A 13,784-nucleotide genomic window follows, 5' to 3' on the forward strand; every position below is an offset into this window, starting at 1 on the left:
AGGCCCCTTGATAGATGTAAATAACTTTGAATATATGAAGATTGGACTTGCTTCGCCTGACAAGATTCGTTCTTGGTCATACGGTGAAGTTAAGAAACCTGAAACAATTAACTATCGTACGTTAAAACCTGAAAAAGATGGCTTGTTCTGTGAGCGTATTTTCGGGCCACAAAAGGACTGGGAATGTCATTGTGGAAAATATAAACGCGTACGTTATAAAGGTGTAGTTTGTGATCGATGTGGCGTTGAAGTAACGCGTGCGAAAGTTCGTCGTGAACGTATGGGTCATATCGAATTAGCTGCTCCTGTATCTCATATTTGGTATTTCAAAGGTATCCCGAGCCGCATGGGACTTGTCTTAGACATGTCCCCTCGCGCGCTTGAAGAAGTAATTTATTTCGCTTCTTACGTTGTAACAGAAAGTGGAGATACACCACTTGATAAGAAGCAATTGCTTTCTGAAAAAGAATACCGTGCATATCGCGATCGATATGGAAACACATTCCAAGCTGCTATGGGTGCAGAAGCGATTAAGAAGTTACTACAAGATATCGATTTAGATAAAGAAGTAGACTTCTTAAAAGAAGAATTAAAAACAGCACAAGGACAACGTCGTACTCGTGCTATTAAACGTCTAGAAGTATTAGAATCATTCCGTAACTCTGGAAATGAACCATCTTGGATGATCTTAGATGTTCTTCCGGTTATTCCGCCAGAATTACGCCCAATGGTACAGTTAGATGGTGGACGTTTTGCAACTTCTGACTTAAACGATTTATATCGTCGTGTTATTAACCGTAACAATCGTTTAAAACGTTTATTGGACCTAGGTGCACCAAGCATTATCGTTCAAAACGAAAAACGTATGTTACAAGAAGCTGTAGATGCATTAATCGATAACGGTCGTCGTGGCCGTCCAGTTACTGGACCGGGTAACCGTCCGTTAAAATCACTATCTCACATGCTGAAAGGTAAACAAGGACGTTTCCGTCAAAACTTACTTGGTAAACGTGTTGACTACTCTGGTCGTTCTGTTATCGTTGTAGGACCGAACTTAAAAATGTATCAATGTGGATTACCAAAAGAAATGGCGCTAGAACTATTCAAACCTTTCGTAATGAAAGAATTAGTGGAAAAAGGATTAGCACATAACATTAAGAGTGCAAAACGTAAAATTGAGCGCGTACAACCTGAAGTTTGGGATGTTTTAGAGTCAGTTATTAAAGAACACCCAGTACTTCTAAACCGTGCCCCAACGCTTCACCGTCTTGGTATTCAAGCGTTCGAACCTACACTAGTAGAAGGACGCGCAATTCGTCTTCATCCACTTGTATGTACAGCATACAATGCGGACTTTGATGGTGACCAAATGGCGGTTCACGTTCCGCTATCATCAGAAGCACAAGCAGAAGCTCGTCTTCTTATGTTAGCTGCACAAAACATCTTGAACCCGAAAGACGGAAAACCAGTTGTTACGCCATCTCAGGATATGGTATTAGGTAACTACTACTTAACACTTGAGCGCGCAGGTGCAATTGGTGAAGGTATGGTGTTCAAAGATACAAGTGAAGCATTGCTTGCATACCAAAATGGGTATGTTCATCTTCATACTCGTATTGCTGTTCCTGCAAGTTCAGTGAACAACAACGAGACATTTACAGAAGAACAAAAAGGTAAGCTTCTATTAACAACTGTTGGTAAATTAATATTTAACGAAATCTTACCGAAGTCGTTCCCTTATATTAATGAACCAACAAAATCAAATCTTGAAAAAGAAACACCGGCGCAATATTTCGTTGATAAAGGTGCGAACATAAAAGAAGTTATTGCTAGCCGTGAAGAAGTGGCACCATTTAACAAGAAAATCCTTGGTAATATCATTGCGGAAGTATTTAAACGTTTCAAAATTACAGAAACATCTCGTATGCTTGACCGTATGAAAGACTTAGGATTTAAATACTCTACAAAAGCTGGTATTACAGTTGGGGTAGCAGATATCCTTGTATTAGGTGAGAAAGATGAAATTCTTCATGAAGCGCAAGCAAAAGTAGATAAAGTAATTAAACAATTCCGTCGCGGTTTGATTACAGAAGAAGAACGTTACGATCGCGTTATCTCTATTTGGAGTAATGCGAAAGATGTTATCCAAGGAAAACTGATGAAATCCTTAGATAAGCGCAACCCAATCTTCATGATGAGTGACTCTGGTGCCCGTGGTAACGCATCGAACTTCACTCAGCTTGCTGGTATGCGTGGTCTGATGGCTAACCCATCTGGTCGTATCATTGAGCTTCCAATCAAATCAAGTTTCCGTGAAGGTTTAACAGTACTTGAGTACTTCATCTCTACACACGGTGCGCGTAAAGGTCTTGCCGATACAGCGCTTAAGACTGCCGATTCTGGTTACTTAACACGTCGTCTTGTAGACGTTGCACAAGATGTTATCGTTCGTGAAGACGATTGTGGAACAGATCGTGGTCTATTAATCGGTGCGATTAAAGAGGGTAATGAAGTTATTGAGTCATTATACGATCGTCTTGTAGGACGTTTTGCAAGAAAAACTGTAAAACATCCTGAAACAGGTGAAGTATTAATTCGTGAAAATGAATTAATCACTGAAGATATCGCTCACGTTATTGAAAATGCAGGTGTGGAAACAGTACACATCCGTTCAGCATTTACATGTAATACTCGCCACGGTGTATGTAAGAAATGTTACGGCCGTAACTTAGCTACTGGTACAGACGTAGAAGTAGGGGAAGCGGTAGGTATTATCGCAGCTCAATCTATCGGTGAGCCAGGTACACAGTTAACGATGCGTACGTTCCATACAGGTGGGGTTGCCGGAGACGATATCACACAAGGTTTACCTCGTATCCAAGAGATCTTCGAAGCTCGTAATCCGAAAGGTCAAGCGGTTATTAGTGAAATCGACGGTGTTGTTGTAACAATCAACGATGTGAAAGATCGTCAAGAGGTAGTCGTACAAGGTGCAGTAGAAACTCGCACATATGCAATTCCTTATGGCGCTCGTCTGAAAGTAACTCCAGGCCAAGAGATTAGTCACGGACAAGAGTTGACAGAAGGTTCTATTGATCCGAAAGAATTACTAAAAGTAACGGACATTACAGCAGTTCAAGAATACTTACTACGTGAAGTTCAAAAAGTATACCGTATGCAAGGGGTAGAAATTGGCGATAAACACGTAGAGGTAATGGTTCGTCAAATGCTTCGTAAAGTTCGTGTAATCGATGCGGGTGAAACGGATGTATTACCAGGAACGTTGCTAGATATCCACCAATTTACTGATGCAAACGCAAAAGTATTACTAGAAGGTAAACAACCAGCAACAGCTAGACCGGTTCTTCTTGGTATTACGAAAGCTTCACTTGAAACAGATTCATTCTTATCTGCAGCTTCGTTCCAAGAAACAACTCGTGTTCTAACAGATGCCGCAATTAAAGGCAAACGCGATGAGCTTCTAGGATTAAAAGAGAACGTTATTATCGGTAAGCTTGTTCCAGCTGGAACAGGTATGAATCGTTATCGCAAAGTAGATCTTGTAAAAACAGCGCAAGATGATATGAATGTAGAAAACGATGAAATTTACGTAGAACAGTAAAATTTTCCGGTATGAATTTTGTATAAAAACGGATAATCCTAGTTGACATTGTATGAGTCAAAATGTTAATATAAGCAAGGTTGCTCCTGAACGATGCTTTGGAGGATATGTATATGTCTTATCAAAAAGTATCAAATGCGGAAAATGTTATCGTTGGTCATAAACGAACATTGAAAGCAATCAAAAATGGTATAGTTAAAGAGGTTGTCATTGCAGAAGATGCTGACATGCGGTTAACCCATGTTATCACTCAAGCTGCATTGCAACATAACATACCCGTAACAAAAGTTGAATCCATTCGCGAACTCGGAAGAGTTTCAGGGATTCAAGTGGGAGCTTCAGCAATAGGAATAATAAGTTAAAACTGTTTTTGTGAGAGGGGGCATTTGCTCCCACTCGCAAAAACTTTGTTTTCAACTAATAATGAACCACCTGGATATGTGGTCATACAAACATGCGAAGGGAGGATAATTTAATGCCTACTATTAACCAATTAGTGAGAAAAGGTCGTACTGATAAAGTATGGAAATCTAAATCACCTGCGTTAAACAAAGGTTTCAACTCTTTAAAGAAAAAATCAACTGATATCTCTGCACCTCAAAAACGTGGTGTATGTACTCGTGTTGGTACAATGACTCCAAAGAAACCAAACTCAGCTTTACGTAAATATGCTCGTGTACGTTTAACAAATGGTATTGAGGTAACTGCATACATCCCAGGTATCGGTCATAACTTACAAGAACACAGCGTAGTATTAATTCGCGGTGGTCGTGTAAAAGACTTACCAGGGGTACGTTACCACATCGTTCGTGGTGCGCTTGATACAGCTGGTGTTGACAAGCGTATGCAAGGCCGTTCTAAATACGGTACTAAAAAACCAAAAGCAGCTAAGAAATAATAAAACTGAACTGAAAGGAGGAACTCAATATGCCTCGTAAAGGACCTGTTGCGAAACGTGACGTGTTACCAGATCCAATGTACAATTCTAAACTTGTAACACGCCTAATCAACAAAATGATGGTTGACGGTAAAAAAGGTAAATCTCAAACAATTCTTTATAATGCGTTCGATATCGTTCGCGAACGTACTGGTAAAGAACCAATGGAAGTATTCGAGCAAGCTCTTAAGAACATTATGCCTGTTCTTGAAGTACGCGCTCGTCGTGTTGGTGGTGCTAACTACCAAGTTCCAGTTGAGGTTCGTCCAGAACGCCGTACAACTTTAGGTCTTCGTTGGTTAGTAAACTACGCTCGTCTTCGTGGTGAAAAAACTATGGAAGAGCGTCTTGCTAACGAAATCTTAGATGCAGCTAACAACGCTGGTGCATCTGTTAAGAAACGCGAAGACACTCACAAAATGGCAGAAGCTAACAAAGCATTTGCTCATTACCGTTGGTAGGATTCAACGTAAAATAAATGTAAGCATAAACCGCTTTATTTGTCGCTTATGGAAGTGTGGAGGGGAGAATACCTCTCCCTTTCAATAGCGCTCGTTTTACATAATGAGGGTACTGGACATACTGACATATGTAACAAAATAAAGTGGCTTTTTTGCTACTTAAAATAAAAAAAATCCAATCCATATATGGAAGGAGCAAGACACCAAATGACAAGAGAGTTCTCTTTAGAAAACACTCGTAATATTGGTATCATGGCTCACATCGATGCTGGTAAAACAACAGCAACTGAGCGTATCCTGTACTATACAGGCCGTATTCATAAAATCGGTGAAACTCACGAAGGTGCATCTCAGATGGACTGGATGGAGCAAGAGCAAGAGCGTGGTATCACTATTACTTCTGCTGCAACTACAGCACAATGGAAAGGTCATCGTGTAAACATCATTGACACTCCAGGACACGTAGACTTCACAGTAGAAGTAGAACGTTCTCTACGCGTACTTGATGGCGCAGTAGCAGTACTTGATGCACAATCTGGTGTAGAACCACAAACAGAAACTGTTTGGCGTCAGGCTACTACTTACGGCGTACCTCGTATCGTATTCGTTAACAAAATGGATAAAATCGGTGCAGATTTCTTATACTCTGTAGGTACAATCCATGATCGTTTACAAGCAAACGCACATCCAATTCAGTTACCAATCGGTGCTGAAGATGAGTTCAATGGTATCATTGACCTTGTTGAAGAGTGTGCTTACATGTACGGTAACGATTTAGGAACAGATATTCAACGTATCGAAATTCCTGAAGAGTATAAAGAGCAAGCAGAAGAATACCGTGGAAAACTTATTGAAGCGGTAGCTGAGCTTGATGAAGAAATGATGATGAAGTACCTAGAAGGTGAAGAAATCACTGTAGAAGAGCTTAAAGCTGGTATCCGTAAGGCTACAACTTCTGTAGAATTCTTCCCAGTAATCTGTGGTTCTGCATTCAAAAACAAAGGTGTTCAAATTCTGCTAGACGCAGTTATTGACTACTTACCATCTCCATTAGATGTACCTGCTATTAAAGGTATCGTTCCGGATACAGATGAAGAAGTAGAACGTCATTCTAGCGATGAAGAGCCATTCTCAGCTCTAGCATTCAAAATTATGACTGACCCTTATGTTGGTAAATTAACGTTCTTCCGTGTGTACTCTGGTGTGTTAAACTCTGGATCTTACGTGAAAAACTCAACTAAAGGTAAGCGTGAGCGTGTAGGACGTATCCTGCAAATGCACGCAAACAGCCGTGAAGAGATTTCAACAGTTTACGCTGGTGATATCGCTGCTGCTGTAGGTTTAAAAGATACTACTACTGGTGATACTCTTTGTGATGAGAAGGATCTTGTTATCCTTGAGTCTATGGAATTCCCAGAGCCAGTTATCTCTGTAGCTATCGAACCTAAATCTAAAGCTGACCAAGATAAAATGGGTACAGCATTAGCTAAGCTTTCTGAAGAAGATCCAACATTCCGTGCTCACACTGACCAAGAAACTGGGCAAACAATCATCGCTGGTATGGGTGAACTTCACCTTGATATCATCGTTGACCGTATGCGTCGTGAATTCAAAGTTGAAGCAAATGTTGGTGCTCCTCAGGTAGCATACCGTGAAACTTTCCGCTCTGCTGCGAAAGTTGAAGGTAAGTTCGCACGTCAATCTGGTGGTCGTGGACAATACGGTCACGTTTGGATTGAGTTCGAACCTAATGAAGAAGGTAAAGGATTCGAATTCGAAAACAAGATCGTCGGTGGTGTTGTTCCACGTGAATACATCCCAGCTGTAGGCGCAGGTCTTGAAGATGCACTTCAAAATGGTGTACTTGCTGGATACCCAGTAGTAGACATTAAAGCTGCATTAGTTGACGGATCTTACCATGATGTTGACTCCTCTGAGATGGCGTTCAAAATCGCTGCATCTATGGCGCTTAAAGCTGCGGTTTCTAAATGTAACCCAGTAATTCTTGAGCCAATGATGAAAGTTGAAGTTGTAATTCCTGAAGAGTACATGGGTGACATTATGGGTGACGTAACATCTCGTCGTGGACGTGTAGAAGGTATGGAAGCTCGCGGTAACGCACAAGTTGTTCGCGCTATGGTTCCACTTTCTGAAATGTTCGGTTATGCAACGTCATTACGTTCTAACACGCAAGGACGCGGAACATTCTCTATGGTATTTGACCATTATGAAGAAGTACCAAAGTCTATTTCAGAAGAAATTATCAAAAAAAATAAAGGTGAATAATTGATTTTTATCAGTTGTTCAAGTATAACTACTTATGTAAGCTTAGAAAGCAAGGCTTAATTCTTGCTTTCTAGTCTAAATATAAAATAACCTATACAATTCAAGGAGGAATTTAGAATGGCTAAAGAAAAATTCGAACGTTCTAAACCCCATGTTAACATTGGTACAATTGGCCACGTTGACCATGGTAAAACTACATTAACTGCTGCAATCACTACAGTTCTTGCAAAAGCTGGTGGTGCTGAAGCACGCGGATACGATCAAATCGACGCTGCTCCAGAAGAAAGAGAACGTGGTATCACAATCTCAACTGCACACGTTGAGTACGAAACTGAAACTCGTCACTATGCACACGTTGACTGCCCAGGCCACGCTGACTATGTTAAAAACATGATCACTGGTGCTGCTCAAATGGACGGCGGTATCTTAGTAGTATCTGCTGCTGATGGTCCAATGCCACAAACTCGTGAGCACATCCTTCTTTCTCGTCAAGTAGGTGTACCTTACATCGTTGTATTCTTAAACAAATGCGACATGGTAGACGACGAAGAATTATTAGAATTAGTAGAAATGGAAGTTCGTGATCTATTATCTGAATACGAATTCCCAGGCGATGACATTCCTGTAGTTAAAGGTTCTGCTCTTAAAGCTCTTGAAGGAGATGCTGAGTGGGAAGCTAAAATCATCGAATTAATGGCTGAAGTTGATTCTTACATCCCAACTCCAGAACGTGAAACTGACAAACCATTCTTAATGCCTGTAGAGGACGTATTCTCTATCACAGGTCGTGGTACAGTTGCTACTGGTCGCGTAGAGCGCGGTGTAGTTAAAGTTGGTGACGTAGTAGAAATCATCGGTCTTGCTGAAGAAAACGGTTCTACAACTGTAACAGGTGTAGAAATGTTCCGTAAGCTTCTTGACCAAGCTGAAGCTGGAGACAACATCGGTGCTCTACTTCGTGGGGTTGCTCGTGAAGACATCCAACGTGGACAAGTTCTTGCTAAACCAGGCTCTGTAAAAGCTCACGCTAAATTCAAAGCTGAAGTTTACGTTTTATCTAAAGAAGAAGGTGGACGTCACACTCCATTCTTCGCTAACTACCGTCCACAATTCTATTTCCGTACAACTGACGTAACTGGTATCATCCAATTACCAGAAGGTACTGAAATGGTAATGCCTGGCGACAACATCGAAATGACTGTTGAACTTATCGCTCCTGTAGCAGTAGAAGAGGGAACTAAGTTCTCTATCCGTGAAGGCGGACGTACTGTAGGTGCTGGTGTAGTTGCAACTATCGTTGAGTAATCTCAACTGATATACGAAACCCAAGGGGATTCCCCCTTGGGTTTTTTGTTTTTTATTATAATAATAGAAGAAAGAGTGTTTTTAAAATTTTTGACGAGTTTCTTCTATATTATATAAGTTGTAAAAATAAATAATCCAGAAACTGTAAAAACAATTACAACAGATGAAAACTTGAAATTCTTTGAAGTGCCATGTATAATAGCAAAAGTAGAGAAAAGCAGATGCAAACAAAAAGATGCTTGCATCTAGACGAATAACATTGTATAATAGACAATGTTGGTCTTTGACTGCGATGAAGTGGAAGGTTGCTGACACACCCGGCCGCTTTGCCATGGCAAGGTGTGAGGAAATTTCCATGGAGAAGGTCTATTTTAGAAATAGGCGAACGAAGGAGGGAAAATAATGGCAAAAGAAAAAATTCGTATCCGTTTAAAAGCTTACGATCACCGTATTCTTGATCAGTCTGCTGAGAAAATTGTAGAAACAGCTAAACGTTCTGGGGCAACAGTTTCTGGTCCGATCCCATTACCAACTGAAAAAACTGTTTACACAATTCTTCGTGCTGTTCATAAGTACAAAGATTCTCGTGAGCAATTCGAAATGCGCACGCACAAACGTCTAATCGACATCGTGAGCCCTACTCCACAAACAGTAGACTCATTAATGCGTTTAGACTTACCATCTGGTGTAGATATCGAAATCAAACTATAATTTATATAATTTAAACATGTAGGAGGTGTAACTCATGACCAAAGGAATCTTAGGAAAAAAGATCGGTATGACTCAAGTATTTGCTGAAAACGGCGAGCTAATTCCTGTAACAGTAATCGAAGCGACTCCAAACGTTGTTCTTCAAAAGAAAACAACTGAAACTGATGGCTACAACGCAATTCAGTTAGGATTCGACGATAAGCGTGAAAAATTAGCTAACAAACCTGAACAAGGTCACGTTGCTAAAGCATCTACTGCTCCTAAGCGCTTCATTCGCGAAATCCGCGATGCAGACGTGGACGGATTAGAGGTTGGTCAAGAGGTAAAAGTAGAAGTTTTCGCTGCAGGTGAAACTGTAGACGTAACAGGTATTTCTAAAGGTAAAGGTTTCCAAGGTGCTATTAAACGCCACGGACAATCTCGCGGACCTATGTCTCACGGTTCTCGTTACCATCGTCGTCCTGGTTCAATGGGCCCAGTTGCTCCGAACCGCGTATTCAAAGGCAAAAAACTTGCTGGACGTATGGGTGGAGACCAAGTTACGGTTCAAAACTTAGAAATCGTTCAAGTTGACGTAGAACGCAACTTATTACTAGTAAAAGGTAACGTTCCAGGTGCTAAGAAATCTCTTGTAGTTGTTCAAGGCGCTGTGAAGGCTAGCAAATAATTCACTATAGGAAGGAGGAATTCCAATGCCAAAAGTTACTGTATATAACCAAACTGGTTCTCAGGTTGGTGAAATCGAATTAGCTGAAGCTATTTTCGGTATCGAACCAAATAAAGCTGTACTTTTCGAAGCTGTAATGATGCAACGTGCATCTTTACGTCAAGGTACACATAAAGTAAAAAATCGCTCTGAAGTAAGCGGTGGTGGTCGCAAACCATGGCGTCAAAAAGGGACTGGACGTGCTCGTCAAGGTTCTATCCGCTCACCTCAATGGCGTGGTGGTGGTACGGTATTCGGACCTACACCAAGAAGCTATGCTTACAAACTTCCTAAGAAAGTTCGTCGCTTAGCTATTAAATCTGCATTAGCTACTAAAGTAGTAGAGAACAACATCGTAGTTCTTGAAGACTTAGTATTAAATGCACCAAAAACAAAAGACATGGTAGCAGTACTTAAAGGATTAGCTGTTGAGAAGAAAGCTCTTATCGTAACTGCTGACGTAAACGAAGCAGTTGAGTTATCTGCTCGCAATATTCCTGGAGTAACAGTAATCACTGCTGATGGCGTAAACGTTTTAGACGTGCTTCATCATGATAAGCTAATCATGACAAAAGCGGCAGTGGAAAAAGTAGAGGAGGTGCTTGCATAATGAGAGATCCTCGTGATATCATTAAGCGCCCAGTTATCACTGAACGTTCTATGGAAATGATGGCTGAAAAAAAATACACGTTCGATGTGGACGTTAAATCTAATAAAACAGAAGTTAAAGATGCTGTAGAAGCGATCTTTGGTGTTAAAGTAGAAAAAGTAAACATCATGAACTACAAGCCGAAAGCAAAACGCGTTGGTCGTCACGCTGGTTTTACTAACCGTCGTCGTAAAGCAATCGTTAAGCTAACTGCTGACAGCAAAGAAATCGAAATCTTCCAAGGCGTTTAATTCTTACTAAAGAAGGAGGGAAATTGAGATGGCAATTAAAAAGTATAATCCAACTACTAACGGTCGTCGTAACATGACAACTAATGATTTCGCTGAAATCACGACTGATAGACCGGAAAAATCTTTACTTGCGCCTTTAAATAAAAAGGCTGGTCGTAATAACCAAGGTAAAATCACTGTACGTCACCAAGGTGGCGGACATAAGCGTCAATACCGTATCATCGACTTCAAACGTAACAAAGATGGAATTCCAGGACGCGTTGCTACGATCGAATACGATCCAAACCGCTCTGCGAATATCGCATTAATTAACTACGTTGACGGTGAAAAACGTTACATCCTTGCTCCTAAAAACTTAGAAGTAGGTATGGAAATTATGTCTGGCGCTGACGCTGACATTAAAATCGGTAACGCATTACCATTAATCAACATTCCAGTAGGTACTGTTGTTCATAACATCGAGCTTAAACCAGGCCGTGGTGGACAATTAGTTCGTTCTGCTGGTACATCTGCACAAGTACTTGGTAAAGAAGGTAAATACGTACTTGTACGTTTAACTTCTGGCGAAGTACGCTTAGTGTTAGCTGCTTGTCGTGCAACTGTAGGTCAAGTAGGTAACGAATCACACGAACTTATCAAAATTGGTAAAGCAGGTCGCTCTCGCTGGTTAGGTAAGCGCCCAACTGTTCGTGGTTCTGTAATGAACCCAGTTGATCACCCACACGGTGGTGGTGAAGGTCGCGCGCCAATCGGACGTAAGTCTCCAATGTCTCCATGGGGTAAACCAACTCTTGGATTCAAGACTCGTAAGAAAAATAAAGCGTCTGATAAATTCATCGTTCGTCGTCGTAAAAAATAATGGGGTTGTAGTACGGTTCATTTCTGGAACCGTACGGCAATCACGAAGGGAGGCACCAAAATGGCTCGTAGCTTAAAAAAAGGACCATTTGTCGATGATCATTTAATGAGTAAAATTGCAAAGCTAAATGAAACTGAGCAAAAGCAAGTTGTTAAAACTTGGTCTCGTCGTTCAACGATCTTCCCTCAGTTCATCGGTCACACAATCGCTGTATATGACGGTCGCAAACACGTACCTGTATACATCACTGAGGACATGGTTGGCCACAAGTTAGGTGAATTCGCACCAACTCGTACGTATAAAGGTCATGATGCTGACGATAAGAAAACTAGAAGATAATGAGAGGAGGCACTTCAATGCAAGCTAAAGCAGTAGCGAGAACAGTTCGTATTGCTCCTCGTAAAGTTCGTTTAGTAGTAGACTTAATCCGAGGTAAGCAAGTTGGTGAAGCGATTGCTATCCTTAACCACACACCAAAAACTGCTTCTCCAGTTGTAGAGAAAGTTTTAAAATCTGCAATCGCAAACGCAGAGCATAACTACGAAATGGATGTAAACAACTTAGTTGTTGAGAAAGTTTTCGTTGACGAAGGTCCAACGTTAAAACGTTTCCGTCCACGCGCAATGGGCCGTGCAAGCCAAATTAACAAGCGCACAAGCCACATTACAGTTGTGGTATCAGAAAAGAAGGAGGGATAATCGATGGGTCAAAAGGTTAATCCAGTCGGTCTTCGTGTCGGTGTTATTCGTGATTGGGAATCTCGTTGGTTCGCAGAAAAAGATTACGCAACACTTCTTCATGAAGACATCAAAATTCGTGAATACATCACAGCTCGCTTAAAAGATTCTTCTGTATCTAAAGTAGAAATCGAGCGTGCAGCAAATCGTGTAAATGTTACAATTCACACTGCAAAACCTGGTATGGTAATTGGTAAAGGTGGTACTGAAGTTGAAGCGCTTCGTAAAGCTCTTAACCAATTAACAGGCAAGCGTGTACACATCAACATCTTAGAAGTTAAGAAAGCAGATCTTAATGCTAAATTAGTAGCGGAAAATATCGCTCGTCAATTAGAAAATCGTGTATCTTTCCGTCGTGCACAAAAGCAAGTTATCCAACGTGCAATGCGTGCTGGCGCTAAAGGTATTAAAACACAAGTTTCTGGTCGTCTTGGCGGAGCAGATATCGCTCGTGCAGAATCTTACAGTGAAGGAACTGTTCCACTTCATACACTTCGCGCTGATATTGACTATGCAACAGCTGAAGCTGATACAACATACGGTAAATTAGGCGTAAAAGTATGGATCTACCGTGGAGAAGTCCTTCCTACAAAAAAGAAAGCTTCTGAGGAAGGAGGAAAATAATATGTTAATGCCAAAACGCGTAAAATATCGTAGAGAGCATCGTGGTAAAATGCGTGGTCGTGCAAAAGGTGGTACTGAAATCGCATTTGGTGAATTTGGTCTTCAAGCTCAAAACGCTTCATGGATCACGAACCGCCAAATCGAAGCAGCTCGTCGTGCAATGACTCGTTACATGAAACGTGGCGGTAAAGTTTGGATTAAAATTTTCCCTTCTAAACCGTACACTGCAAAACCTCTAGAAGTACGTATGGGTTCCGGTAAAGGGGCACCAGAAGGCTGGGTAGCAGTAGTGAAACCTGGGAAAATTATGTTTGAAATCGCGGGTGTATCTGAAGAGGTAGCACGCGAAGCATTACGTCTTGCAGCTCACAAATTACCAGTGAAATGTAAATTCGTAAAACGTGAAGAAAATGGTGGTGAATCTAATGAAAACTAATGATATTCGTGAATTAACCACTGCCGAAATCGAAACAAAAGTTAAAGCGTTAAAGGAAGAGTTGTTCAACCTTCGCTTCCAACTTGCTACAGGACAATTAGAGAATCCAACACGCATCCGTGAAGTGCGTAAAGCGATCGCTCGTATGAAAACTGTAGTTCGTGAAAGAGAGATCGGAATTAATCGATAAATTGAGGGGA

Annotated in this window: 16 protein-coding genes; all 16 read left to right on the forward strand. The window is 41.0% G+C overall.

The annotated features are described in order from the left end of the window. Positions 1-7: 7 nt before the first annotated feature. Positions 8-3,622 carry a DNA-directed RNA polymerase subunit beta' gene (gene rpoC / locus MR063_RS18580; protein WP_242145450.1) on the forward strand — a complete coding sequence of 1,205 codons (3,615 nt, stop codon included), beginning with the start codon at positions 8-10 and terminating at the stop codon, positions 3,620-3,622. A gap of 113 nt (positions 3,623-3,735) precedes the next feature. Next, positions 3,736-3,984, forward strand: a complete 249-nt coding sequence (locus tag MR063_RS18585; protein WP_242145451.1) for a ribosomal L7Ae/L30e/S12e/Gadd45 family protein — start codon at positions 3,736-3,738, stop codon at positions 3,982-3,984. 113 nt (positions 3,985-4,097) lie between these two features. Next, on the forward strand, positions 4,098-4,520 hold the full coding sequence (gene rpsL, locus MR063_RS18590; protein WP_011983241.1) for a 30S ribosomal protein S12: 423 nt from the start codon (positions 4,098-4,100) through the stop codon (positions 4,518-4,520). A 29-nt stretch (positions 4,521-4,549) separates the two neighbouring features. Next, a complete protein-coding gene (gene rpsG / locus MR063_RS18595) occupies positions 4,550-5,020 on the forward strand; it encodes a 30S ribosomal protein S7 (protein ID WP_242145452.1) in 471 nt (156 codons plus the stop codon). Positions 5,021-5,227: 207 nt separating this feature from the next. Further along, the gene (gene fusA / locus MR063_RS18600) at positions 5,228-7,306 is read left to right on the forward strand and encodes an elongation factor G (protein ID WP_242145453.1); all 2,079 of its coding nucleotides are present in this window, start codon (positions 5,228-5,230) and stop codon (positions 7,304-7,306) included. Positions 7,307-7,423: 117 nt separating this feature from the next. Beyond that, complete coding sequence (gene tuf, locus MR063_RS18605; RefSeq protein ID WP_242145454.1) at positions 7,424-8,611, forward strand: elongation factor Tu; 1,188 nt, start codon at positions 7,424-7,426, stop codon at positions 8,609-8,611. Positions 8,612-9,013: 402 nt separating this feature from the next. After that, a complete protein-coding gene (gene rpsJ, locus MR063_RS18610; RefSeq protein WP_001040596.1) occupies positions 9,014-9,322 on the forward strand; it encodes a 30S ribosomal protein S10 in 309 nt (102 codons plus the stop codon). Between the two features lie 34 nt (positions 9,323-9,356). Further along, positions 9,357-9,989 (forward strand): 50S ribosomal protein L3, encoded by a 633-nt coding sequence (gene rplC / locus MR063_RS18615; protein WP_242145455.1) that lies wholly within the window; start codon positions 9,357-9,359, stop codon positions 9,987-9,989. A 25-nt stretch (positions 9,990-10,014) separates the two neighbouring features. Further along, entirely contained in the window at positions 10,015-10,638 is a 624-nt protein-coding gene (gene rplD, locus MR063_RS18620) for a 50S ribosomal protein L4 (RefSeq protein WP_242145456.1), read from the forward strand. Continuing rightward, on the forward strand, positions 10,638-10,928 hold the full coding sequence (rplW, locus tag MR063_RS18625) for a 50S ribosomal protein L23 (RefSeq protein WP_097898933.1): 291 nt from the start codon (positions 10,638-10,640) through the stop codon (positions 10,926-10,928). The genes rplD and rplW overlap by 1 nt, the downstream gene beginning before the upstream one ends. Before the next feature lie 28 nt (positions 10,929-10,956). Then, the gene (rplB, locus tag MR063_RS18630; RefSeq protein WP_242145457.1) at positions 10,957-11,787 is read left to right on the forward strand and encodes a 50S ribosomal protein L2; all 831 of its coding nucleotides are present in this window, start codon (positions 10,957-10,959) and stop codon (positions 11,785-11,787) included. Positions 11,788-11,847: 60 nt separating this feature from the next. Further along, positions 11,848-12,126, forward strand: a complete 279-nt coding sequence (rpsS, locus tag MR063_RS18635; protein ID WP_011983249.1) for a 30S ribosomal protein S19 — start codon at positions 11,848-11,850, stop codon at positions 12,124-12,126. 17 nt (positions 12,127-12,143) lie between these two features. Then, complete coding sequence (gene rplV / locus MR063_RS18640; RefSeq protein WP_011983250.1) at positions 12,144-12,485, forward strand: 50S ribosomal protein L22; 342 nt, start codon at positions 12,144-12,146, stop codon at positions 12,483-12,485. 3 nt (positions 12,486-12,488) lie between these two features. Further along, a complete protein-coding gene (gene rpsC / locus MR063_RS18645) occupies positions 12,489-13,148 on the forward strand; it encodes a 30S ribosomal protein S3 (protein WP_242145458.1) in 660 nt (219 codons plus the stop codon). Position 13,149: 1 nt separating this feature from the next. Beyond that, a complete protein-coding gene (gene rplP / locus MR063_RS18650) occupies positions 13,150-13,584 on the forward strand; it encodes a 50S ribosomal protein L16 (protein WP_242145459.1) in 435 nt (144 codons plus the stop codon). Continuing rightward, the gene (rpmC, locus tag MR063_RS18655) at positions 13,574-13,774 is read left to right on the forward strand and encodes a 50S ribosomal protein L29 (protein WP_000855718.1); all 201 of its coding nucleotides are present in this window, start codon (positions 13,574-13,576) and stop codon (positions 13,772-13,774) included. The genes rplP and rpmC overlap by 11 nt, the downstream gene beginning before the upstream one ends. Positions 13,775-13,784 lie beyond the last annotated feature (10 nt).

Source organism: Bacillus cereus group sp. BfR-BA-01492, from assembly GCF_022662815.1.
Classification (GTDB): domain Bacteria; phylum Bacillota; class Bacilli; order Bacillales; family Bacillaceae_G; genus Bacillus_A; species Bacillus_A cereus_BD.

What these genes read in the sequence shown, in the direction of transcription:
- MR063_RS18585 (WP_242145451.1), top strand. Translation starts at nt 3,736, where the DNA reads ATGTCTTATCAAAAAGTATCAAATGCGGAAAATGTTATCGTTGGTCAT.
- rpsL (WP_011983241.1), top strand. Translation starts at nt 4,098, where the DNA reads ATGCCTACTATTAACCAATTAGTGAGAAAAGGTCGTACTGATAAAGTA.
- rpsG (WP_242145452.1), top strand. Translation starts at nt 4,550, where the DNA reads ATGCCTCGTAAAGGACCTGTTGCGAAACGTGACGTGTTACCAGATCCA.
- fusA (WP_242145453.1), top strand. Translation starts at nt 5,228, where the DNA reads ATGACAAGAGAGTTCTCTTTAGAAAACACTCGTAATATTGGTATCATG.
- tuf (WP_242145454.1), top strand. Translation starts at nt 7,424, where the DNA reads ATGGCTAAAGAAAAATTCGAACGTTCTAAACCCCATGTTAACATTGGT.
- rpsJ (WP_001040596.1), top strand. Translation starts at nt 9,014, where the DNA reads ATGGCAAAAGAAAAAATTCGTATCCGTTTAAAAGCTTACGATCACCGT.
- rplC (WP_242145455.1), top strand. Translation starts at nt 9,357, where the DNA reads ATGACCAAAGGAATCTTAGGAAAAAAGATCGGTATGACTCAAGTATTT.
- rplD (WP_242145456.1), top strand. Translation starts at nt 10,015, where the DNA reads ATGCCAAAAGTTACTGTATATAACCAAACTGGTTCTCAGGTTGGTGAA.
- rplW (WP_097898933.1), top strand. Translation starts at nt 10,638, where the DNA reads ATGAGAGATCCTCGTGATATCATTAAGCGCCCAGTTATCACTGAACGT.
- rplB (WP_242145457.1), top strand. Translation starts at nt 10,957, where the DNA reads ATGGCAATTAAAAAGTATAATCCAACTACTAACGGTCGTCGTAACATG.
- rpsS (WP_011983249.1), top strand. Translation starts at nt 11,848, where the DNA reads ATGGCTCGTAGCTTAAAAAAAGGACCATTTGTCGATGATCATTTAATG.
- rplV (WP_011983250.1), top strand. Translation starts at nt 12,144, where the DNA reads ATGCAAGCTAAAGCAGTAGCGAGAACAGTTCGTATTGCTCCTCGTAAA.
- rpsC (WP_242145458.1), top strand. Translation starts at nt 12,489, where the DNA reads ATGGGTCAAAAGGTTAATCCAGTCGGTCTTCGTGTCGGTGTTATTCGT.
- rplP (WP_242145459.1), top strand. Translation starts at nt 13,150, where the DNA reads ATGTTAATGCCAAAACGCGTAAAATATCGTAGAGAGCATCGTGGTAAA.
- rpmC (WP_000855718.1), top strand. Translation starts at nt 13,574, where the DNA reads ATGAAAACTAATGATATTCGTGAATTAACCACTGCCGAAATCGAAACA.